At 72.1% G+C, this 21,866-nt stretch carries 17 protein-coding genes; 7 read left to right on the top strand and 10 right to left on the bottom strand.

Annotation, left to right across the window (positions count from 1 at the left end):
• The first annotated feature begins 39 nt into the window (after positions 1-39).
• The 3 genes from ACZ56U_RS03260 (at position 40) to ACZ56U_RS03250 (ending at position 4,234) form a co-directional block, all read left to right on the top strand.
• Complete coding sequence (locus ACZ56U_RS03260; protein ID WP_469082313.1) at positions 40-963, top strand: MurR/RpiR family transcriptional regulator; 924 nt, start codon at positions 40-42, stop codon at positions 961-963.
• Between the two features lie 441 nt (positions 964-1,404).
• Positions 1,405-1,785: a hypothetical protein gene (locus ACZ56U_RS03255; protein ID WP_391230680.1), complete on the top strand. Its 381-nt coding sequence runs from the start codon at positions 1,405-1,407 to the stop codon at positions 1,783-1,785.
• Between the two features lie 76 nt (positions 1,786-1,861).
• The gene (locus ACZ56U_RS03250) at positions 1,862-4,234 is read left to right on the top strand and encodes a SpoIIE family protein phosphatase (RefSeq protein ID WP_469082312.1); all 2,373 of its coding nucleotides are present in this window, start codon (positions 1,862-1,864) and stop codon (positions 4,232-4,234) included.
• A gap of 59 nt (positions 4,235-4,293) precedes the next feature.
• On the opposite strand, the gene ACZ56U_RS03245 is transcribed toward ACZ56U_RS03250, so the two are convergent.
• Positions 4,294-4,947, bottom strand: coding sequence for a peptidoglycan-binding domain-containing protein (locus ACZ56U_RS03245; protein WP_469082311.1), 654 nt, complete (start codon positions 4,945-4,947; stop codon positions 4,294-4,296).
• A gap of 177 nt (positions 4,948-5,124) precedes the next feature.
• Between ACZ56U_RS03245 and ACZ56U_RS03240 the strand changes: the two genes are divergently transcribed.
• Positions 5,125-7,569, top strand: a complete 2,445-nt coding sequence (locus ACZ56U_RS03240) for a polysaccharide lyase 8 family protein (RefSeq protein ID WP_469082310.1) — start codon at positions 5,125-5,127, stop codon at positions 7,567-7,569.
• Here the strand turns inward: ACZ56U_RS03240 and ACZ56U_RS03235 are convergent.
• From ACZ56U_RS03235 to ACZ56U_RS03205, 7 genes are all read right to left on the bottom strand, one after another.
• Positions 7,550-8,380, bottom strand: coding sequence for an ATP-grasp domain-containing protein (locus tag ACZ56U_RS03235; RefSeq protein WP_469082309.1), 831 nt, complete (start codon positions 8,378-8,380; stop codon positions 7,550-7,552). The two genes, ACZ56U_RS03240 and ACZ56U_RS03235, sit on opposite strands and share 20 nt — an antisense overlap.
• 74 nt (positions 8,381-8,454) lie before the next feature.
• Positions 8,455-9,900 (bottom strand): HAD-IA family hydrolase, encoded by a 1,446-nt coding sequence (locus ACZ56U_RS03230; protein ID WP_469082308.1) that lies wholly within the window; start codon positions 9,898-9,900, stop codon positions 8,455-8,457.
• 70 nt (positions 9,901-9,970) lie between these two features.
• On the bottom strand, positions 9,971-10,948 hold the full coding sequence (locus ACZ56U_RS03225) for a hydroxyacid dehydrogenase (RefSeq protein ID WP_469082307.1): 978 nt from the start codon (positions 10,946-10,948) through the stop codon (positions 9,971-9,973).
• Positions 10,949-11,010: 62 nt separating this feature from the next.
• Complete coding sequence (locus ACZ56U_RS03220) at positions 11,011-11,934, bottom strand: carbohydrate ABC transporter permease (protein WP_469082306.1); 924 nt, start codon at positions 11,932-11,934, stop codon at positions 11,011-11,013.
• Positions 11,931-12,755 (bottom strand): carbohydrate ABC transporter permease, encoded by an 825-nt coding sequence (locus ACZ56U_RS03215; RefSeq protein WP_469082835.1) that lies wholly within the window; start codon positions 12,753-12,755, stop codon positions 11,931-11,933. The genes ACZ56U_RS03220 and ACZ56U_RS03215 overlap by 4 nt, the downstream gene beginning before the upstream one ends.
• Before the next feature lie 682 nt (positions 12,756-13,437).
• A complete protein-coding gene (locus ACZ56U_RS03210) occupies positions 13,438-14,745 on the bottom strand; it encodes an ABC transporter substrate-binding protein (protein ID WP_469082305.1) in 1,308 nt (435 codons plus the stop codon).
• Between the two features lie 135 nt (positions 14,746-14,880).
• Positions 14,881-15,972 carry a substrate-binding domain-containing protein gene (locus tag ACZ56U_RS03205; RefSeq protein ID WP_469082304.1) on the bottom strand — a complete coding sequence of 364 codons (1,092 nt, stop codon included), beginning with the start codon at positions 15,970-15,972 and terminating at the stop codon, positions 14,881-14,883.
• Between the two features lie 220 nt (positions 15,973-16,192).
• Between ACZ56U_RS03205 and ACZ56U_RS03200 the strand changes: the two genes are divergently transcribed.
• The gene (locus ACZ56U_RS03200) at positions 16,193-16,939 is read left to right on the top strand and encodes a TetR family transcriptional regulator (protein ID WP_469082303.1); all 747 of its coding nucleotides are present in this window, start codon (positions 16,193-16,195) and stop codon (positions 16,937-16,939) included.
• A 179-nt stretch (positions 16,940-17,118) separates the two neighbouring features.
• The gene (locus ACZ56U_RS03195; protein WP_469082834.1) at positions 17,119-17,529 is read left to right on the top strand and encodes a Zn-ribbon domain-containing OB-fold protein; all 411 of its coding nucleotides are present in this window, start codon (positions 17,119-17,121) and stop codon (positions 17,527-17,529) included.
• A 101-nt stretch (positions 17,530-17,630) separates the two neighbouring features.
• Here ACZ56U_RS03195 and ACZ56U_RS03190 read toward each other — a convergent pair whose 3' ends face one another.
• The gene (locus tag ACZ56U_RS03190; protein WP_469082302.1) at positions 17,631-18,101 is read right to left on the bottom strand and encodes a hypothetical protein; all 471 of its coding nucleotides are present in this window, start codon (positions 18,099-18,101) and stop codon (positions 17,631-17,633) included.
• A 319-nt stretch (positions 18,102-18,420) separates the two neighbouring features.
• On the opposite strand from ACZ56U_RS03190, the gene ACZ56U_RS03185 reads away from it, so the two are divergent.
• On the top strand, positions 18,421-21,189 hold the full coding sequence (locus ACZ56U_RS03185) for a hypothetical protein (RefSeq protein ID WP_469082301.1): 2,769 nt from the start codon (positions 18,421-18,423) through the stop codon (positions 21,187-21,189).
• Between the two features lie 204 nt (positions 21,190-21,393).
• Here ACZ56U_RS03185 and ACZ56U_RS03180 read toward each other — a convergent pair whose 3' ends face one another.
• Complete coding sequence (locus tag ACZ56U_RS03180) at positions 21,394-21,783, bottom strand: PPOX class F420-dependent oxidoreductase (RefSeq protein WP_469082300.1); 390 nt, start codon at positions 21,781-21,783, stop codon at positions 21,394-21,396.
• Positions 21,784-21,866: the final 83 nt, after the last annotated feature.

Genomic DNA, 21,866 nt, shown 5'->3' with positions numbered 1-21,866 from the left:
CTATGTTGAGGCACTGTGGAAGACAAAGGAGGCGCACCGGTGCCATCGCCGCAGCAGGCACGCGCACAGGCATCCGCGATCACCTCGGGCAAGTCGGTACCGGAGGCCGAGGTCTCACCGACCTCGCAGCTCAGGACCCTTTTCGACCGCCCCCGGCTCTCCCCCGGGCAGCGCCGTATCGCCCAGTACCTGATCGAGCACATCACCGAGGCGGCCTTCCTGTCGATCACCGATCTCGCCGAGCGGGTCGGCGTGAGCCAGCCCTCGGTGACCCGGTTCGCGGCGGCGGTGGGCTTCAGCGGCTACCCGGCGCTGCGCGAGAAGCTCCAGTCGATCGCCCTCGGCACCCTGGCGGGCGGCCCGGCGGCGGCCGACGACAACAGCGGCAACGAACTCCAGGCCGCCGTCGACGCCGAGATCGAGAACCTGGAGAACCTGCGCCGCGACTTCGCCGACCCCGACCAGCTCATCGACATCGGGCGCAAGCTGTCCGAGTCGACCCCGCTGACCGTGCTCGGGCTGCGCATCTCGGTGTCGCTGGCGGAGTACTTCGCGTACGCCGCGCGCCGCGTCCACCCCGACGTACGACTGGTGACCCTGGGCGGCAGCGTCGCCTACGACGCGCTCCTGCAGTCACGCGAGGCGGGGGGCACCTGGGTGCTGGCGTTCTCGATGCCCCGGCACGCGCAGGAGACCCTCACGGCCGTGCGGGTCGCGCGCAGCGCGGGGCTGCGCGTCGCGCTCATCACGGACCTGGCGCTCGGCGCGATCGCCGACGAGGCGGACGTCGTCTTCACCACCGGCACCGGCTCCCGCCTGGTCTTCGACTCCTACGCGGCCCCGGGCGTGATGGCCGCGGCCCTGCTCCAGGCCATGACCGACGCCGACCCCGAGCGGACCCAGGCCCGGCTCGAGGAGTACGAGCAGATCTCCGACCAGCACCAGTTCTTCCTGCGCGACTGACACTGGTCGCTTCCGGCCCCCTTCGGCCATATCCGACGAACCGCATCACACGGGGACCATTCCGCTCAAGTCACGCATGAATGTTTTCATACGTCTTGCAAACCGGACGGCATATATAAATACTGCTCACGGATCGCCCCCGACCGCTCCGGGGCCCCGCTCCGCACCCCCGTCCCCACCCCTCGCAACCCCTCGCAATCGCCCGCAGAAAGCCGACGGTCCGCCCATGCGCACGCCGCACCATCCGCCGCGCATCCGCCGTCTGCCGTCCCGGGCCCCTGCGCGGACATCCGTAGCCGCCGTCACCTACCCGCGTCGGCGTTGCGGGTGTTCGATCGGGCATCGCCTGCGCGAGCGCCCGTGGCGGCCCCGGTCATCCCCTAGGCCGGGGCCGCCCCTACCCGTCGGACCACCCCTCCTGACGCCGCACACCCGGAAGAGATGGCCATGACTCTGACGACCACGCGCCTCAGCCCGGACTGGCCCTGCCAGGTCAAGACGCCCGGCAGCTACGACTGGGAGCGCTCGGCGGCCAAGTGGCTGCGCGAGCTGGTGCCCGCGCGCTACGCCAGCTACCCCGCGCTGATCCGCCACCCCGTGCTGCTGGCCCGGCACGCGCACATCCAGGTCCAGCAGGAGATCCGGGTCGCCCGCACCGCGCTGCAGACGGCGCGGGCCGACCTCCCGGGCCTCGGACTGCCCGAGTCGGTCATCGAGCACACCATCAAGCTCTACGCGGCCGAGGTCCGCCAGCTCCAGCACATCGCCCGCAGCGTGCGGGCGGTTTCGCAGGCCCTCATCGATCACAACGCGGGACGCTGAGCAGACCGCACTTTCGAGTGAAACCTCTCCTGGCAAGGCAGCGATCGAGACAGTCCCGGTGTGCGATGCTCATCGCGTGACGAGCGAGCCCGCCAGCCCCGCTGAGTCCGGTGCCCCCGATACGGTCGCACTGGCCAAGATCGTCGCACGCCAGCGCGCCGAACTGGACCGGCTGCGCGACCAGGCGGCGACCTCCGCCGTCGTGGAGCGGGCCAAGGGCGCCGTGATGGCACAGACCGGCTGCTCCCCGGACGCCGCCGGGGAGGAACTGCTCCAGCGCGCCAAGGCCGCTCACCACACGCTGCTGGAGGAGTGCTGGATCACCCTCGGAGGTCTGGCCCGGCCGCTCCGGGAGGGCGAGCAGCCCGCCTCGGACCGGGGTGCGACCGCCCGCACCGCCCGGGCCGCCGCCGAGGACCGCTCTCCCGGCCTGGGCCGCCTCGGCAAGGCGCTGGTCCGCGTCGGCACACCCCGGGCTCTCGCCCGGTGCCTGCTGGAGCATCTGTCGTCGGAGGCGGCGGCCGACGCGATCATGATCTTCGCCCGGCTGCCCGCCGGGGGCCTCGAACTGGTCGGGCACGCCGGCATCGGGGACACCCTGGCCACCCAGTGGCGCCAGGTGCCGCCCCTGAGTGGGGTCGCCGCGTTGGAGGCCCTCCAGGACCGCGAGCCGCGCTGGCTGGAGGACTTCGAGGCGGACCGCGAACGGTATCTGCTGATCGGCGATCCCCCTGAGCGCTGGCGGTCCCGCGCCTGGCTTCCCGTCGTCGTCCAGGACTCGGCCGACGTCTGCATCGGCGTGCTGCGCGCCGAGGGCGGCCCGTTCTCCCCGCAGTTCCGGGAACACCTGCTGGCCGTGGCCCAGCTCTGCGCCGGCCGGCTGCGCGCCTTCGACCCGCGGCAGGAGCCGGACCTCGACGACGCCGTGCACAGCGTGCAGAAGGTGCTGGACACGCTGCCCGGCGCCACCATGCTGCTCAGCCCCCTGCTCACCCCCGCCGGAGACATCGAGGACTACCGCATCTCCGCCGCCACCGAGACGGCCTTCGACCTGCTCGGCCGCTCCGGCCGTGACCTCGTCGGCCTGCGGCTCCTGGAGTGCTTTCCGACGCTGTCGGACGAGCAGCCCCTGTGGCACGGATGCCGGCACACCCTGACGACCGGGGAGCCGTACGAGGGCGAACCCTTCGCCCAGCAGGCGATGGTCGGCGGGGTCGAGGAACTCTCCCTGTACTCCGTACGCGTGGCCCGGCTCGGCGAGCGGCTCGCCCTCACCTGGATCCGGCACGACCCCTCCGACCGGCAGGAACAACGTCTGGCGGACGTCCAGCGCCTCGGCAACCTCGGCTGGGCCAACTGGAACCTGATCACGCACGAGGTCACCTGGTCGTCCCAGGTCTACGCCGTCCTGGACCGCGATCCGGCGCACGGCCCGGTCCGTATCACCGCGCTCCCGGACCTCACGCTGTCCGAGGACGTGGCCCTGCTGACCCGGGCGGTCGGGGACCTGGTGAGCCGAGGTCTCCCCTGCGCCCTGCCGTTCCGCATCCGGACGGCCGACGGGGTGCGGCACCTGCGGTTCGTCGCCGAGACGGTCACGGACATCCATGGCACGCCCGTCGAGGTGCACGGCTTCCTCCAGGACCTGACCGCGCAGCGCAGCGCCGAACTCGCCCTCGTGGAGAGCGAGCAGGCCATCGTGACGCAGCACGACATCCTGCGGGCCGAACGGACGCTGGCCGCACGGCTCCAGCACGCGCTGCTGCCGCTGCCCACCAAGCCCCAGCAACTGGCCGGACTGCGGGTGGAGATCACGTATCTGCCCGCGCAGTCCGGGATCCACGTCGGCGGCGACTGGTTCAGCGCGATCGAACTTCCCGACGGCGACGCCCTGTTCGTGGTCGGCGACGTCGCCGGGCACGGCATCGACGCGGTCGCCACCATGGCCCAGCTCCGCTTCACCGCCAAGGGCATGGTCATCACCGGCTCGTCCCTGACCGGTGCGCTCGCCCGCCTCAACACGCTGCTGCTGCACTCCCGCGACTCGCACGGCACGGCCACCATGGTCCTGGCCCGCTACGACCAGCACAAGCACCGCATGGTGTGGGCGCAGGCCGGACATCCGCCACCGCTGCTGCTGCGCGACGGCGAGGCGAGCTATCTGGAGCGGCCGAGCGGCATGCTCCTCGGGGCGAGCGCCACGCCCCACTTCACCGAGGCGGAGTGCCGTCTCGAACCCGGTGACCGGCTCCTGCTGTACACGGACGGGCTGGTCGAACGGCCCGCGGAGGGCATCGACCGGGGCCTGAAGCGACTGGCCGAGGCCGCGCTCGCCCACCACACCGACGAGCCTGGCTCGCTGGGACCGATGCTGGCGGACCTGCTCGACGGCGAACGGCGGGACGACGTGTGCATCGTCGACATCCGGGTGCCGCTCGACGAGCTCTAGCGCCTGCCGCGGCACCGTCCTGTCCCGACAGTGCGACCAGGCCTGTCAGGCCGCTGCCGTCAGGTCCGGGATTCCAGGGCGGCCCGGGTGTCGTCGCCGTAGACGCCGGTCTCGTCGCCCCGGATGCCGTACCAGAGTTGGAAGCGGGCCACCGCCTCGGTGAGTACGGGGTCGTAGGTGCCGCCGGTGGGGCCGTTGTCGTAGACGTTCGGGATGCGCAGCAGACGGTGCTGGAGGTCGCTCACCTCGGGACCGCTGTCGCCTTCGCGCAGGGTGCCGGGGCCGTCCGGATCGGTGGCGGCGGAGGGGGTCGGTGTCGTGGCGGCGGTGGGAGGCGCGGAGGGCGGGGGCGGGGCGGCGGCGTCTCCGCGGCCGGGCAGCAGCAGGGCGCAGCCGAAGCCGACGAGCGCAGCCGCGCTCACGCCGACCGCGATCGCGGCCCGGCGCAGACCGGAGCCGAAGCCGAACGGGCGCCGGCCTTGCCCGGCGTGGGCGGGGACGGGTGGCAGTTCCTGGGTCTCGTCCTCCCAGTCGGCCGGCCGTCGGGGCAGCACGAAGGACTCGTAGTCGGCGCCCTCATGATGGGCGCCCTCCCTCGGCGGTTCTCTGAACAGCTCCGCCAGCGCGTCGGTGCGGCGGGGGCGCAGGACCCGGATCGGTTCCAGGGGTGGGGGGTCCTGACGCTGCCCGTGCCCGGGCGGCCGTATGGGCATCTCGCGCTCCTTCCGTCCCGTGCACGGGGCCGTTTGCCTGGGCCCCGCCGCTCGCGGAGTGATACGCGGCCACGGCCCTGCGGGTTCAGCCGATCCCCTCGACAGCGAACGATCGATACGATCGTCTGTGATTGAACTATTGAGCGTTTGATCGACCGTGTGCTACAAACCGCCGTCATGACGACTCGTTGGTCACGTCGCGGCTTTCTGGCCGCCGGCACCGGCACCGCTGTAGCTGCCGGTCTACCCACACGGTCCAGTGCCGCCGCACCGTCCTCCCTCCAGGCCGCGGAGGCGGACGAGTTCACCACGCTGCGCGCCAGGTGGCGCACCCTGATCCTCGGTGCGGGGTTCAGTCCCACCGCCGAGCCGTTCAAGAGCCGACTCGCCGAACTGGGCGCCACCGCCGCCCAGTTGCAGTCCTCCATGGCACCGGCTTCCGGTTCGCTGTGGCCCGACCTGGTGTACGCGGATCCGGAGCCCGACACCGACCAGGAGTCCTACGGCTACTCGGGCAACATGAACGCGAGCTTCAACCGGCTCAACACTCTCGCCCAGGCGCACTGCCGGCCGGGCACGGGGCTGACCGGCGACGCGGGCCTGAAGGCCTTGATCCTCACCGGCCTCGACCATCTGCACACCGAGGTCTACAACGCCACGCAGACCCGCTACGGCAACTGGTACAGCTGGCAGATCGGCGCCCCGCAAGCCCTGCTGGACGTGTGCGTGCTGATGTACGACCACCTGTCTGCGACCCGGCTGGCCGGCCATCTCGCCGCCGTCGACCACTTCGTGCCCGACTCGGCCGTCGCGAACTACACCGGCACCAGCACGGGTGCCAACCGGGTCGACCTGTGCCGGGTGCTGGCGCTGCGCGGGATCGTCGGCGGCTCGTCCGCGAAGCTCGCGCTGGCCAGGGACGCCCTCTCCCCGGTCTTCCCGTACGTGAGCGGCGGCGACGGACTGCACGCCGACGGGTCGTTCATCCAGCACACGACCGTGCCGTACACCGGTTCCTACGGTTCCGTCATGCTCGGCGGGCTCGGCATGCTGTTCGCCCTGCTCGCCGGGTCGAGCTGGGCGGTGACGGACACGAACCGGCAGATCGTGTTCGACGCCGTGGAGAAGGCGTGGGCGCCGTTCCTCTACAACGGGCTCGTGATGGACGGGGTGTCGGGCCGGGCGATCAGCCGGGGCCTGTCCGCGACCGACCCGCGGCAGATCCAGCAGGACGATCACCTGCGCGGCCATCCGATCCTCGCGTCGATCGTTCTGCTCGGGCAGGGCGCGAGTGCCACGGAGAACGCCCGATGGCGCGGTCTGGTCAAGGGCTGGGCGCAACGCGACTACTACAGCCCGCCGATGAGCGACCCGGCGCTCGGCCTGACGGCGCTGGCCCGCATCAGAAGCGTCCTGGACGACCCGACGGTCACCGCGCTCCCCGAACCGACCGGCCACCGGCTCTTCACCGACATGGCGCGGGCCACCCACCGCAGACCCGGCTGGGCCGCGTCGATCAGCATGGCCGACCGGCGCATCACGCACTACGAGACGGGCAACGGCGAGAACCTGCGCGGCTGGCACACTGGTTCCGGAATGCTCTACTGGTGGGGCGACACGTTCGCCAACGGCCAGTACAGCGACGCCTTCTGGCCCACCGTCGACCCCTACCGGCTGCCCGGCACCACCGCTTCGCGCACGGTGCTCGCGGACGCGGCCGGCGGCGACTGGGGCGCCTCCCTGCCGGACGTGCACTGGGTGGGCGGGGCGACCGACGGTCAGCGGGCCGCGATCGGGCAGTACCTCAAGGGACTTCAGTCCACGCTCGTGGCGAAGAAGTCGTGGTTCTGTCTGGACGACGCGATCGTCTGTCTCGGCGCCGGCATCAGGTGCACGGACGGCACGACCGTGGAGACGACCATCGACAACCGCAACCTCGGCCCCACCGGCGGCCATTCCCTCACCGTCGACGGGACGACCAAGCCGGTCACCCACCCCTGGTCCGAGACGTTCACCAGCGCGCGGTGGGCGCACATCGGCGGCATGGGCGGCTACGTCTTTCCCGGCGGGGCCCCCGTCCGCGCGCTGCGGGAGGCACGTGAGGGCAGGTGGAGCGACATCAACAAGGGCGGCGCCACGACCGTCCTCACCCGCAGATACCTGACCCTGTACGTCGACCACGGCACGGACCCGACGAACGGCACCTACGCCTGTCTGCTCATGCCGGGCGCCACGGTGGCGCAGACCCAGGCGCGGGCCGCCGCCACGACCTGGCTGACCGTCCTCGCCAACACCGACGACCAGCAGGGCGTGTCGGTGCCCTCGCTGGGCTTCACCGGCGTCAACTTCTGGTTCGGGGGCACGGTCGGCACCCTCACCGCGAGCGCCCCCTGCTCCGTGACCGTCAGCGAGAGGAGCGACGGGACGGCGGTGGTCTGCGTGAGCGACCCGAAGCGGATGAACACGGGCCTGACCCTCACCTGGAACCGGGCGGTGACGTCGGTGGTGTCGAAGCCGTCCACCGTGACCGCGGCGAGCACGGGTTCCGCGCTCCGGCTGACCTTCGGCGACCTGACCGCGACGGCCGGCGCCACCCAGAAGATCACCGTCCGACTGGGCTGACCTCCAGGAACCGGTGCAGGGACGCCTTCATCGCGGCGACGAAGGCGCCCCTGGTGTCATTGTCCAGCGCGTCCAGGGAGAGGTAGGGGTTGAGGTCCTCCAGCTCCATCAGCAGCAGTTCTCCGCCGGGCGCGCGGCAGGCGTCGACGCGCTGGATGCCGTGGCCGAGCGCGTTCCAGTCGACGAACCGGCGGGCGAACTCCAGGTCCGCCGGGTCGGGTTCGTACGGTTCGAGCTGCCAGCGACGCTCGGGGTGCGGCGCGTACAGGGCGTACTGGAAGTCCTGGTCGACGAAGTAGAAGGACACCTCGTAGGCGAAGTCGACGCACGGCTGGACGAGTACGTCGCCGATGACCAGGTCGCGCACGGCGTCGGCGGAGACGATCCGCAGTCCCGTCGAGTCCGCGCCGAGCCTGGGCTTGACGACATACCGGTCCGTCCTGGGCAGCCGGTCCAGGTCCTCGGCGCTGTCGACGGTGGGGATCACGGGGTAGCCCGCCGCGCCGAGGTCGAGCAGATACTGCTTGCCCGCCATGTCGGCCTTGCCGGACAGCGGGTTGTAGACGCGCGCCCCCGTCGCGAGCGCCCGGTCGCGGAAGTCGTCGTAGGCGTCCTGGTAGGCGAGCACGGGCCCGCTGTTGCGGACGACGACGGCGTCGAAGGCGTCCATCAGCGCCGCCGCGTCCCGCGGGCCGCACAGGGCGAGGTCGAAGTCGTCGCGCAGGCGTGCGGTGAGGAAGAGGTCCTCGTCGCCGTACCGCCGCCCGCGCGCCTCGTAGGCCAGGTCGGTGACGTACAGGATGCGGGGCATGCGGGCTCCTCGGCGGCGGCGAGCAGCGATCGTATGCGTCAGACGTTCCTCGAACAAAATTCCGGTCTACGAGGTCACAGCCCCGCGCTCCACAGGTCCCGGACCCCGATCCCCTTCAGGTCGGGCCGCACGGTCCGGCGGGGCCCGGGGTCGATCGGCGCGTACGACGGGACGGCGAGCACCCGGCAGCCCGCCGCTTCGGCCGCGCGGATGCCGGTGGGCGAGTCCTCCACCGCCAGGCACGCCGCCGGGTCGACACCGAGCGCGCGGGCCGCCGCGAGGTAGGGGTCGGCGGCGGGCTTGGTGCGGGGCGTCTCGCCCTCGGCGACGGTCGTACGGAACCGGTGGGCGCCGAGGATCCCGAGGACTGCCTCCACGACCGGCCGCGGGGACGCCGAGACCAGGGCCGCCGGGATACCGGCCTCCTCCAGGAGGTCCAGGAGGTCGAGCGCGCCCGGTAGCACGGCGGCCTCCTGCTGGACGGCCGCCAGGAAGCGCGCCTCCCACTCCGCGGCGAGGTCCCGGGGGTCGGTGTCGGTGCGGGTGTGCAGGTGGGCGGCGGTGGCGGCGACCGAGCGGCCGAGGACCTGGGTCGGGTCGGCGTCGGGCACGCTCTCGCGGACCGTGCGCAGCCACAGCGACTCGGTGTCGACGAGGGTGCCGTCCATGTCGAGCAGCACCGCGTGCGGCGCGGCCGCGAAGGGACGGCCGTCCAGCGTCCAGTGCCGGTCGAGCAGGCGGCCCAGGGAAGCGAACACCTGGGCGGCGACGTCGGCGTGGCGGACGACGGCCGGCGCCGCGCCGATGCCCGGACCCGCCGCGGCCAGCCATGCCGTGCGCTCCTCGGTCGTACGACCGCCGTGACCGCCCGCGTCGACATGGCCGTGGTCGGTGACGACGAGGATGGTCCACCGTTCACCGGCGTAGGAGGGCCGGGAGCGGACCGCGGCCAGCAGCCGGCCGAGCCGGGCGTCGGCCTGCCGGACGGAGGTCTCGTACGCCTCGCCGCAGCCCAGGAAGTGCGCCGTCTCGTCGGGCGCGCCGAGGTAGACGAAGGACGCCGCGACATCGTCCGCGGCGAGCACGCGCGCGGCCGCCGCGGTGATCTGCTCGTCGCACTCCTCCCAGGCCTCGGGGGTGTCCTCGGTCGGCGCGAGGTACACCGACCGGGACGGGGCGCGGAAGAGCGGACCGCCGCCGCGGACCTGCATCAGGGGCTCCCAGCCCGCGGCGACGAAGGTGCGGCGGCCGTCCTGTTCGGCGAGGCGGGTGGCGAAGTCGGGGAAGACGTCGAGGCGGTGGCCGGTGAAGTCGTTGCTCCACACGCCGTGCTTGGTCACGGACACGCCGGTGACGACGGTGGCCCAGCATGGGCCCGACATGGTGGGAGTGTCCGCGTCCACCTCGACGGGGGCGAGGAAGCCGTCGGCGGCCAGGGCGTCGAGATGCGGGGTGGGCAGACGGCGCAGCACGTCGAGGCGTACGCCGTCGATGCCGACGACCAGGACACGATCCTGCACGGGATCTCCCTTTCGGATGCGGGGTGTTGGGGACTTGGCTTCGAGGGGGGGGGAGCGCTGTGTGGGGTGTTCAGGCGGAGCGGGACAGGTCCTCGGAGCCGACCTCGTGGGCGAACGGCAGGCCCCGCGCGTACCGGGCGACCTCGTCGATGGCCCAGTCGGTCATCCGGTGCAGTTCGTTGCCGAGGGAGCCGGCGATGTGCGGGGTGAGCAGCACGTTGGGCAGGGTGTAGAGCGGTGAGTCGACCGGCGGCACGTCCGGTTCCGTGACGTCGAGGACGGCGTGGATCCGGCCGGCGAGAAGGTGCTCGGTGAGGGCGGCGGTGTCGACGAGTGAGCCCCGCGCGGTGTTGATCAGCGTCGCACCGTCCCTGAGGAGACCGATGCGGCGGGTGTCGAACATGTGGCGGGTCTCGGGGAGTTGGGGCGCGTGGACGGAGACCACGTCGCTGCGGCGGACGAGTTCGTCCAGAGCCACCGGTTCCGCACCGAGGGCGCGGGTCTGCCGGACGTCCACGTACGGGTCGTACAGGAGCACGTCGAGGTCGTGCGGGCGCAGCAGCTCCAGGACCCGGCGGCCGATGCGGGAGGCGCCGACGACGCCGACCGTGCGGTGGTAGTTGCCGTGGCCGCTGTAGTACGGGAGCAGGTCGGGCCGGGTGCGGGCGGTGGCGTAGACGCGCGCGGCGTCGAGGACACGCTTGTTCGCGAACAGGATGGCGGCCAGGGTGAATTCGGCGACCGGAACGGCGTTGGCGGCGGCCGCGGAGGAGACCGCGATGCCGTGTCGCCAGACGGCGTCGGTGACATGGTGCTTGACCGAACCGGCCGCGTGGACGACCGCGCGCAGCCGGGGCAGCCTGCGCAGCGCCTCCTCGGTGAGTTCCGGTGCCCCCCAGTGGGTGAAGAGGACTTCGGCGTCGGCGAGTTGACGGGCGTCGGCGGTGGCGAGGTCGGTGACGACGGTGGCCGTGTCGACGCGGGCGACGGAACGCAGCCGGTCGAGGGTGCCCTCGGCCAGCAGCCGCTGGTGGATGCCGGCGCCCATGGCGAGGAGGGTCGACGGAGTGTGGACGCTGTTCAGGAGGGTGCCTTCCGGGGCGGGCGGCGTCACTTGACGGCCCCGGCGGTCAGGCCGGAGCGCCAGAAGCGCTGGAGGCAGACGAACGCCACGATCAGCGGGACGACCGCGACGAGGGAGCCCGTGATCACGAGCGAGTAGAACTCCGGCTGCTGGACGGTGTTGCTGTTCCACATGAACAGCCCCAGGTTGACCGGGTACAGCTTGTCGTCGTTGAGCATGACGAGGGCGCCGAAGAAATTGTTCCAGCTCGCGGTGAACGAGAACAGGAAGATCGTCATGAAGCCGGGCGCCAGCATGGGCAGCGAGATCCGCGCGAACATGCCCAGTTCACCGGCGCCGTCGACCCGGGCCGCCTCCAGGACCTCGTTCGGCACATAGCCCTCCGAGAAGACCCGCGCGAGGTAGACGCCGAAGGGGTTGACCAGAGCGGGCAGCAGCAGCGCCCAGTAGGTGTTGACGACCCCCGCCTTGGTGGCGAGGAGGTACATCGGCAGCTGGATGACCGTGGTGGGGACGAGGACGCCGCCCAGCACCAGGCCGAAGAGCTTCTCCTTCCCCTTGAAGTCGTACTTGTCGAAGGCGTAACCGGTGGCGACACACAGCAGCGTGGAGGCGGCGGAGCCGATCACGGAGTACAGGACGCTGTTGCCGAACCAGCGCAGGTAGATGCCGTCGTTGAAGGTGAAGACGTCCCGGAGGTTCGCGAACAGGTTGACGTCGCCGAAGGCGAACCCGGAGGTGGCGAAGAGGTCGCGGTGGTCCTTGGTGGCGGCGAACAGCAGCCAGCTGACCGGCATGAGGGTGTAGAACGCGGCGACGAGGAGGAGGCCGTTGACGGCGCCCTTGGACAGCAGGGTGCCCGCCGAGGTGCCGCGGCGGGGGCGCGCGGTGGTGCCGGGGTCCGGCTCGTGGCGGGTGTCGGGGGCGGTGTCGTGGGTGAGGGTGCTCATGACGTGGCCGCCTTCCACCGGTTGCCGAACCGGGTCACGAGGTAGGAGAGGGCCACGCCGAGCGCGGCGAGCAGCAGGGACGCGGCGGCGGCCAGACCGTAGTCGTGCTGCACGAAACCGGCCTTCCAGATGAAGAGGGTGGGCGACCACTCGGTGTCGATGGAGGGCGCGCCCCGCTGGTTGAGCAGTTTCGGCTCGGTGAAGATCTGGATCGCGCCGACGCAGGTGAACAGAACGGTCATGACGACCGCGGAGGCGATCATGGGCACCTTGATCTGCAGAGCCGTACGGAAGGCGCCGGCGCCGTCCACGACGGCCGCCTCGATCACCTCGCGCGGCACGGCCTGGAGAGCGGCGTAGAAGATGACCATGTTGTAGCCCATCCACTGCCAGGCGCACAGGTTGACCATCGACGCGAGCACATGGTCGTCGCGGTAGAAGTTCCAGGAGCCGCCGAGCGCGCCGATCCAGTCGATCACCGGGCTCAGGCCGGGGGTGTAGAGGTAGATCCAGATGATCGAGGCGATCAGTCCGGGGATCGCGTGCGGCAGGAACAGGGCGAGTTGGAAGAAGCGCTTGGCGCGGGCGAGCGTGGAGTCGACGAGCAGCGCGAGGGCGAGCGAGCCGCCGATCATCACCGGGATGTACAGGGCGCAGTAGAGCGCGATGTGCGCGAAGGAGCTCCGGAACCCGGCGTCACCGAGCGCGTTGGCGTAGTTGCCGAAGCCCGCGAAGACCCGTTCGGTGCCGCCGAAGCCGAGTCCTGAGGAGCGTTCCTGGAACAGGCTCATCCACACCGCGTAGCCGATCGGCGCCGCCATGACCAGGGCGAACAGGACGAAGAAGGGGACGATGAAGAGCGCGGCGGTACGGCGCTGGCTGCGCCGGAGCGGCGAGAGGCGGGGGGCCGGGGGCGGGCCGGGGGACGACTCCGGGGACGGGTCCGCGGGTCGGCTGTCGGCCGGGTGGGGCGCAGGGCGGGGCGCGCTGCGGGGCGCGCTGCGGGCGGTAGGTCGGCCGGGGGGCCGGGCGGAGGAGAGTGCCACGGGGGCTCCTTGGCGGGCGGCGGGGCTAGGGGGGAACGGGCGGGCCGTTCGCGAGGTGGCGGAGCTGTGCCGGGGGCGGGCGGGCGGTTGTTCACCGGGGGCGGCGGGGGCGTGTCGGGGGCGGGCGGCCGTTCACCGGAGGCGGCGGGGGCGTGTCGGGCGGGCCGCCGTTCACGGGGAGCGGCGGGGCCGTCCCGCGGGCGGCTGTTCGCCGGTGACTGCACGGCCATGTCGGGGGCGGGCCACCGTTCACGGGAAGCGGCGGGGCCGTCCCGCGGGCGGCTGTTCGCCGGTGACTGCACGGCCATGCCGCGAGAGGGCGGGTCGTTTACCGGAGACGGCGCGGCCATGCCCCGGGCGAGCGGCCGTTCACCGGAGGCGACGGGGCCGTCCCGCCGGTGGGACACGGCCCCGTGCGGTGCGCGTCCGGTGGGGCGGTCGCGAGCGGGTCCCGGCGTTACCTCGCGAGCTTCAGGCCGCGTTGGGTGATGCCGGACTCCGCCTTCTCCTGGCCCGCCTCGACGCCCGCCGAGAAGCCGGACTTGGCGGTGGCGTCCTGGACGGCGGTGTAGACGTCCATCTGGTTCGGGCCCCAGGTCCAGCCGGGCACGATGGTGTCGACCTGCTCGGAGGCGAGGGCGTAGAGGTCCTGGCCGTTCAGGTACGCGGTGTCGAACCTGGCGGCCGCGACCTCGCGCATCTCGGGGTTGGCCGGAAGCGCGCTGCTGGGCGACTCCAGGTCGGCGAGCCGGGCCTCGACGCCGGCCTTGTCCGTGGTGAGCCAGGTGATGAACTCGGCCGCGACCTCGGCGTGGTCGCTGCCCTTGAGGACGCCGTAGGAGGTGCCGCCGTAGTTACCGCTCGCGGCGGTGCCCCAGTTGGGCATGGGGGCCGCGGCCCACTTGCCGGAGAGGTCGGGCATGGAGGTCTTCATGCCTCCTGCGGACCAGGAGGCACCGAGGAAGGACAGGGTCTTGCCGGAGGCGCGGGCCTTGGTCTCCTCGGGGCTCCAGCCGGTGAAGGTCTGGACGAGGTCGTCCTTGATCAGGCCGTCCCAGTAGGCGGCGACCTTCTTGGTCTCGGTGTCGTTCACGCCGGGCTTCCAGGCGTCGCCCTCGGTGGCGAACCAGGTGCCGCCCGCCTGCCAGGACAGCGCCGCCAGCAGCGCCGGGTCGCTCTTCGGCATCGAGGCCAGGCGAACGTCGTCGTCCTCCTTCTTGACCTTATGGGCGGCCGTCCTGAACTCGGCCCAGGTCTGGGGGACTTCGATGCCGTACTTCTTGAACAGGTCGGTGCGGTAGTAGTAGAGCTGCGGTGCGACGTCGTACGGGACCGTCCAGGTCTTGCCGCCGAAGGTCACGAGGCTCTGGATGGACTCCGGGAACTTCGACTTGACCGTTTCACCGGCGTACTCGGTCAGATCGATCAGGTTTCCCTGGCTCGCGAACTCCGGGACCATCTGGTACTCGATGGTGGCCACGTCGGGCGCGTTGCCGGCCTTCACGGCGTTGGCGAGCTTGCTATAGCCCTCGGTGCCGCTCGGTATCTCGGTGAACTCGACCTTGATGTCCTTGTGCGTTCTGTTGAACGCCTCGACGGTCGACTTGGCGCCCAGGGTCCAGGTCCAGTAGTCCAGGGTGACCGGCTTGCCGTCGGACGCGGAGTCGGCCGTGTCGCCGTCGCCGCCGCAGGCGGTGGCGAACAGGCCCAGCGCTGCGACGGCGGCGACGGCTGCGGTGCGGAACGATCGTGAAGTGCGCGTCATGTACGGCTCCTACGAGACCTCGTACGGAAAGAGGCGGTCGCAGGACATCCTTTGTGCGCACACGATCGGAGTCAAGAGCGTTCGCGCAATACAATCAATACGATCGTCAAACGCTCATCGAGCGATCGATGGCGGTCAGTTCGCCGAGGGCCGCCCGCCGCAGGACGATCGAATCCTCAACTCCGGGAGCAGATCGAGGTGTTGACGCGCCCCGGGCCGCCGTCCGCTCCTGCGCTCGGCGAGCCGCTGGAGCAGCAGCCCCGCGGCCAGCTCCCCGACCGCACGCTTGGGCGGGGCCACAGCAGTGAGCGGGACGTCGGACAGGCCGGCCACCTCGTCGTCGTAGGCGACCAGTGCGAGGTCGTCGGGGATCCGGATGCCACAGGCCTGGAGCCGGGGCACCAGCACGATCGCGTCCTCGTCGCTGTGCACCAGCGCCGCCGTGACGCCGCGCTTGCGCACCACCTCGACCAGGTAGTCGACGCTCGCCTCGTAGTCGCCGTGCTCGCGGACGTTCGGGGCGGCCGTGTCGGCCTCCAGCCCCAGGGATCGTACGGCTTCGCGGAAACCCTCCGAGATCTGCATGGCGTGCGGCCCTTCCTGGAGCACCGCGGTGACCTTGCGGTGCCCGAGGGAGGCGAAGTGGCTCACCGCGACCGCGCCCCCGTGCGCCCGGTCGGTGCGCACCCGGTCCAGGACCGCCGCCGGGTTCGCGGGCGGTGCCGAGCGCTCCACCAGGACGGCGGGCACATCGTGCGCCAGCAGCCACTTCTCCTGTCCGTCCGCGGGTACACCACCGAACCAGCTGGGCGCGACGATCAGCCCCTCGGCACCGCCGGCCACCAGATGCTCGGCCTGCACCGCGTCCTCGGCGTCCACGTATCCGCTCACCCCGAGGACGAGCCGGGCCCCCTGGGCGGCGACGGCCTCCCGGGCACCCCGGACGATGTCGGCGAAGATGTAGTTCGTGGTCGGCACGATCATCCCGATCACCACGCCCTCGGAGTCGTCCGGCCGCTCCCGCGCCTCCACGGCCTGCTCCCCCGGCCACACCACCGCACCGTGCAGCCGCTGCACCCGGCCCTGCGCCGCCAGCGCCTCCACGTCGCGGCGCAGCGTGACCGCCGAGACGCCGAGCTCGCTGGCGAGTTCGGCGACCCGGAGGCTGCCCCGCTCCCGGACTAGTTCGAGCACCCGCTCATGACGCTGGTCGACATGGAGCCGCATGGAATCCCCCTGGGACGAGGTCCGGACGAACGATCTGCGGGCCGACGCGGAGCGTGATCCCGAACCGCTCACTCTACGCCCACAATCGTATCGATCACTTCCGATCAATACGATCGAGGCAAGGGGCCGTCGAGAGCCCCGGCCGCCTGAGGCAGCACTCAGTCCCCCAAGAGAACGCACTGAGTGCCATCCGCACCGCTCCGGTGCTACGTTCCCGTCCATGAGCTCCAGCAACGCGGCGCCCCGTCGCGGCGAGAAGACGGAAGCGGCGGCCGCCAAGCCGCCCATGCGGGACGCCCTGATCGCGGCCGCTTTCCAGCTGTTCATGGAGCGGGGGTACGAGCAGACCACGGTCGACGACATCGTGGCGCTCGCCGGGGTCGGGCGACGGTCCTTCTTCCGCTACTTCCCCTCCAAGGAGGACGTGGTCTTCCCCGACCACGAGGGCTGTCTGGCCGACGTGACGGCGTTCCTCGCCGCCGGCGACGACACGGACGAGCCGGTGCTGCGGGTCTGCGAGGCGGTCCGGCTGGTGCTGCGGATGTACACCGAGAACCCGACCTTCTCGGTGCAGCGCTACCGGCTCACCAAGCAGGTCCCGGGCCTGCGCGCCTACGAGCTGTCGGTGGTGTGGCGCTACGAGCGCGCCTTCGCCGAGTACCTCCGCGGCCGCCTGGACGGGCAGCGCGACGGGGCTCTGCGGGCCGACGTGGTGGCGGCGGCCGTCGCGGCGGCGCACAACAACGCGCTGCGCTCCTGGCTGCGTTCGGACGGCGAGGGCGACGTGGGCACCGAGATGGACCACGCGCTCGGATACGTGCAGTCCGCGTTCGACGCCTCCCGCACCCACCCCGGCCGGTCCGAGGAGCCCGACGACGTGGTGGTCCTCGTGTCCCGGCGCGGGGCGCCCCTGTGGCGGGTGGTCCAGGAGATCGAGGCCACGCTCGGCGACGAGCGGCCTTCGTAGCACGCGAGCCTGCTCAGGACCCGCCCTTCATACCCCCCGGCCCCTCTGGACCTCGGCGAAAAATTGAGGGTACGCAGTACCTTTACGAGTGACACTGAGTGCCATACGCTGAGCCCGTGCACGGTGGCACAGCTGACCGCGCACGTGGCATTCCGGCCGAGCGCAGGGAGTTGACCAGCGTGTACCACCACTCAGCAAGCGTTGCCCGTCAGGGGTTCGGCTCCGGAGCGGGCCTGCTCGAACCGTCGGCACCCGCCTCCGACGCCCTGCACTTCCAGCGCTGCACCTGGTGCGGCACCGCGATGTACCACCGGCTGCTGTGTCCGGTCTGCCAGGGCAGCGACCTGCGCACGGAACGCAGCGAGGGCATGGGCGTCATCCGCCACTCCACGGTCGTGCACCGCAACACCCCCGCCGCGCGCAATGTGTCGATGATCGAGATGGCCGAGGGCTTCGTCGTGCGCGGCCGGGTCATGGGCCCGCTCATCGGCATCCACGGCGGCGACCGGGTGCGGCTGTCCGCGGCCAAGGACCCGGTGCGCGGCGAGCCCGTCTTCCAGCTGCTGGACGAGTACCGCGCCTGGACCTGACGACCGGACCGCGAGCCCGGCCCTCCGGGCACTCGTGCGCCCCTCGCTGACCCCGCAGTCCCAAACCCCCCTCTGCCCCAAGCCCCTCACTTCCCCACCTCTCAGTCCCACACCCCGCGAACCAGCGCCCGCACCGCCACCGGCCGCCCCGTCTCGAAGCACCGGTTGGCGGCGAGCCCGACGGCCAGCGCGCGGGCAGCGTCGCGTTCCGTGGCCGTGGGGGACGCCACCGGGCCGGGCCCCCTGGCCCATGGCGCCGAGCCGCCGGCCCCCGCACCCACGTCCGCGTCGCGACCGGCACCGGGGTCCACCGGCCCGAAGAGCGCGTCCAGCATCCGCGGATCGCCCCCACCGTGCGCCTCGTGCGCGGTGACCAGCGGGACCTCCACCGGCGGCGCCCACAGCGGCCGCAGTACGAGCCGCGCTCCCCCGGCGTGCTCCGCGGCCGTGTCCCCGTGCAGCGCCCCGCTGCGGGACGTGATCCGCCTCGACGGCCGCTGCCAGCGGCTCTCCTCGACCCCGAGCTCCAGCCGCCCGGCGCGCCGTTGAACATGACCCGGTAGCCCTCCCACGGGGAGTAGGCGGTGAGGTGGTACGTCATCGTCGCGCCCCGCGCGTAGCGCACGAGGACCGCCATGTCGTCCTCGATGGTGACGGGCTCCCGCTCGTCGGCGGCTCGCCGGGTGACTCGTTGCGCGACTCATTGTGGGGGCCTTTCCCGTCGTACGGCGTGCCACTCCGGGCGCGGGCTCGGCTGGCTTGATCGTGTCGTTCGGCCACGATCCGTCACTGCTCACAGACAACCCACAGGCCTGCCGTCCCGTCCTCTGTGACGCGAGAGGCTCCCGGGACGGACGGGACGCCTGCGTTCTGGGTTTTGAGGAGAGAACCTTGATCCGTGCCCGGCGAATAGGTGTGACCGCCGTGGTGGTGCTGGCGGCCCTGGCAGGCTCGCCCGGACCTGTCCAAGCCCAACAGCCCCCCGATGCGGGGGTGTTGAGCGCTGGTGAGGACAACGGGCTGCCACCGGGCTGGCGGGTCGACGGGGAGGGGGCGGTGCGCGCGCTGGTCTGGCGCGCTCCGCGGCCCGTGCCCATGGGTGACGCGCGCGTGGAGTTCCGGGCCGGGGGCCGGCTGCTCGGCGTACCGCAGCCGGCCAAGGACGGCCGGACCTTCCGGCTGGACCTGGCGGAGACCGCCGCCAGCAGGCTGACGGACCTTCAGGTGACCGCCGCAGGGCGCCGGTTGGATGCCGGGGACGATGAGAAGGGCAATCCCTCCCTGGTCGCGCCGCAGCAGTCGGCCGCGCTGCCGGCGAACTCCGTCGACCCGGGCAAGCCCGGTGCGTACCGCACGGTCAGCGGGGAGTACGACCTGGCTCCGGTGCGGCTGCCGGGTTACAAGGAGCCCATCGAGATGCGGGCGGAGGTCATCGCTCCCAAGGGCGCCACCGGTGCCCGTCCGCTCGCGCTGTTCCTGCACGGCCGCCACGCCACCTGCTACAAGCCGGGCTCCGCGGACGACGTGACCGGCGACTGGCCCTGCGCGAGCGGGTTCAAGCCCATCCCCAGCCACCGGGGATACGAGCGCGACCAGCGGCTGCTGGCCTCCCAGGGCTATGTGACGGTGTCCATCTCGGCGAACGGCATCAACGCCCAGGACGCGGACGCCGACGACGCGGGCGCCCAGGCGCGCTCCTCACTGGTGCGACAGCACCTCGCCCGCTGGGCCGGCTGGGGCGCCCGGCCGAGCACCGCCCCGGCCGTCGTGCGCAAGGCGGCGAAGGTCGACCTCACCAAGGTTCTGCTCGTCGGGCACTCCCGCGGCGGCGAGGGCGTCAACCGGGCCGCGATGGACAGCCTGTACGCACCGCCCGCCGACCAGGACGGCTACCGGGGGCCGGTGCGCTGGAAGGTGCGCGGCACGGTGCTCATCGGACCGACGATCTTCGGCCAGAATCCGGTGGCGGACGTGCCGTCCGTGACCCTCCTGCCGGGCTGCGACGGCGATGTGTCGGACCTCCAGGGCGAGGTGTACGCCGACGGGACACGCGGGATCAGCCAGGGCGGCGCCCTGCACAGCGCGGTCTACATGGTCGGCGCCAACCACAACTACTTCAACAGCGAGTGGACCCCGGGCCAGGCCGAGGCGCCCGCCTGGGACGACTTCGGCACGGACGAGGAGCGCCCCGACCGGGTGTGCGACCCGGGCACCGCGACCAGGCTGACCGCCGACCGGCAGCACAGGGCCGGCGCCACCTACATCGCCGCCGCAGCCCGGCTGTTCCTCGCCGGCGACGACCGGGTCCGTCCGCTGCTCGACGGCTCCGGCAAGCGGGCCCCGTCCGCCGACCCGGCCCGGGTGCTGACCCACGCGGTCGGTGGCCGGCGCACGGGCGGCTTCCTGCCGGACGGTCCGGTGAAGGTGACCGGCGCCCGGCTGTGCGAGGCGATCGATCCCGACCCCGCCGTGTCCTGCCTCAAGCCCGAGACGCCCGGCTCCTCTCCGCACTTCGCCTGGTGGGAGACCGAGCGGGAGACCGGGCGCCGCGCGGTGCACCTGAAGTGGTCGGCGCCGGGCGCGGCCGCCCGGATCACCCCGGCCGAGCCGCTCTCGCTGGCCGGTGCGCAGAAACTCGCGCTGCGGGTCTTCGTCCCGCCGAACACCACCGGCACCAAGCTCGACGTGTCCGTCACCGACACCTCTGGCCGCCGGGTCGGCCTCGGCCGCGTCACCGTGGACGGACTGCCGGGCACCGACCGCACCGCCTCCTACTGGGCGCGCGAGCTACGGGTCCCGCTCACCGCGGCCACCCGCGCCGGACTCGACCTCCGGCACATCAAGTCTCTTGCGCTGACCCCGCGTTCCGGCTCGGGACAAGCCTGGCTGATGGACGCCTGGGGCTGGGCGCCGGGCACCCCGGCGGTCAGGGCGGCGGCACTGCCGCGCGTCGACGTGGGCCGCACCATCGTCAAGGAGGGCGACTCCGGGACCGTCACCTACCGGGTCCCGGTGCGGGTCTCCGGGCAGGGCAGCGGCCAGGTCCGCGTGTACGTCCTCGACCCGGACACCGGTACCGGCACCCAGAAGCTGGTCACGGTGCGGCCCGGCAGCGACACCGTCGACGTGCCGGTCGTCGTCAAGGGAGACACCGCCTTCGGCTACGACACGCAGCAGGACATCGCGGTGAAGGCGGTGCGAGGCGCCGTCGTGGGAGCCCACCGAGGCGGGATCACCGTGCAGAACGACGACCCCGAGCCGGTTGTCACGCTGGCGCCGGTCACCGACCGGGTCAGCGAGGGCGAGACGCTCAAGTGGCGGCTGTCGCTGGCCGAACCGGCGGCCGTGGACCTCTGGCAGCCCGTCCGGGTGCTGCCGGTGACGCAGGGCCGCGAACTGTCCACGAAGGACGTGGACCCGCGGTGGCTGATGGACTACGCCGGTGACCGGCCGGACCCCGAGCGACCGCTGTCGCGGGCGAACCTGTGGGTGTGGCTCAACGTCCCCGCCGGAAGCACGAGCGTTGACTTCGACGTCGTGACGATCCGGGACCAACTGGCCGAACCGACCGAGTCGATGCGCCTCGCGCTCACCGACGACGAGGCCGAACCCCTGCCCGACCGGCCGGTGTTGACCGGGACGGTGCTGGACGCCTCGTAGCCGACCCGTGTGAGGCATGCGGAACGAGGGGGCACGGACCGGCCGGTTCGTGCCCCCTCTCGTTGCGCAACGCGGGCGGCGGGCAGCGCGCAACGCGCGCGAGGTGCCGCTCAGTGCGCGGGGCAAAGGGACATCTCAGCTCGTGCGCAGGAGACGTCTCAACTCGTGCGCAGGGGACGTCTCAGCTCCTGCGCAGGTACCGCCTCAGCTCGCGCGCAACGTGACGCGGATGCCGACGGTGCCCTCACGGCCGCGCCGCAGCCGGCTGCCGAGGAGGGTGAGGCGGCCCGTCAGGCCGTACTTGCGGGCGAGGAGGCGCCGGTAGCGGGCGGTGGTCTGTTGGTCGCAGATCTCGGCGGTCGCCGGGACCGGGGCGCCGGTCGGGTTGCCGCGCAGGTCGCAGGGGGCGACGAGGACATCGGCGCGGGCCCGGATCCGCTTGACCTTCCAGGAGTCGGCGACCGTCCACACCCCCAGGGCGTCCCCGTCGCGCACCACCCACACCGGGGTGGGCACCGGAGTGCCGTCCTTGCGGTAGCTGGTGATCAGCAGGTATTTGCCGGCACCGAGCCGGTCCAGCGCCGTGTCGTCCATGCGGGGAGTCTAGTGCCGCGGCAGTGTGGCCCTTCCGGGTCTCCTTCCGGGTCTCCTTCCGGGACGTCCCCCGCAAGCCGGCC

The organism is Streptomyces sp. NPDC034103 (genome assembly GCF_055575395.1).
Note: the sequence above shows the minus strand (reverse complement) of the source record. Positions and strands in the feature narration are given on the sequence as shown.

Coding starts and splice junctions, on each gene's coding strand:
- ACZ56U_RS03255 (WP_391230680.1), top strand. CDS start 1,405: ATGGCCATGACTCTGACGACCACGCGCCTCAGCCCGGACTGGCCCTGC.
- ACZ56U_RS03245 (WP_469082311.1), bottom strand. CDS start 4,947: ATGCCCATACGGCCGCCCGGGCACGGGCAGCGTCAGGACCCCCCACCC.
- ACZ56U_RS03240 (WP_469082310.1), top strand. CDS start 5,125: ATGACGACTCGTTGGTCACGTCGCGGCTTTCTGGCCGCCGGCACCGGC.
- ACZ56U_RS03235 (WP_469082309.1), bottom strand. CDS start 8,380: ATGCCCCGCATCCTGTACGTCACCGACCTGGCCTACGAGGCGCGCGGG.
- ACZ56U_RS03225 (WP_469082307.1), bottom strand. CDS start 10,948: ATGGGCGCCGGCATCCACCAGCGGCTGCTGGCCGAGGGCACCCTCGAC.
- ACZ56U_RS03220 (WP_469082306.1), bottom strand. CDS start 11,934: ATGAGCACCCTCACCCACGACACCGCCCCCGACACCCGCCACGAGCCG.
- ACZ56U_RS03215 (WP_469082835.1), bottom strand. CDS start 12,755: ATGGCGGCGCCGATCGGCTACGCGGTGTGGATGAGCCTGTTCCAGGAA.
- ACZ56U_RS03210 (WP_469082305.1), bottom strand. CDS start 14,745: ATGACGCGCACTTCACGATCGTTCCGCACCGCAGCCGTCGCCGCCGTC.
- ACZ56U_RS03205 (WP_469082304.1), bottom strand. CDS start 15,972: ATGCGGCTCCATGTCGACCAGCGTCATGAGCGGGTGCTCGAACTAGTC.
- ACZ56U_RS03200 (WP_469082303.1), top strand. CDS start 16,193: ATGAGCTCCAGCAACGCGGCGCCCCGTCGCGGCGAGAAGACGGAAGCG.
- ACZ56U_RS03180 (WP_469082300.1), bottom strand. CDS start 21,783: ATGGACGACACGGCGCTGGACCGGCTCGGTGCCGGCAAATACCTGCTG.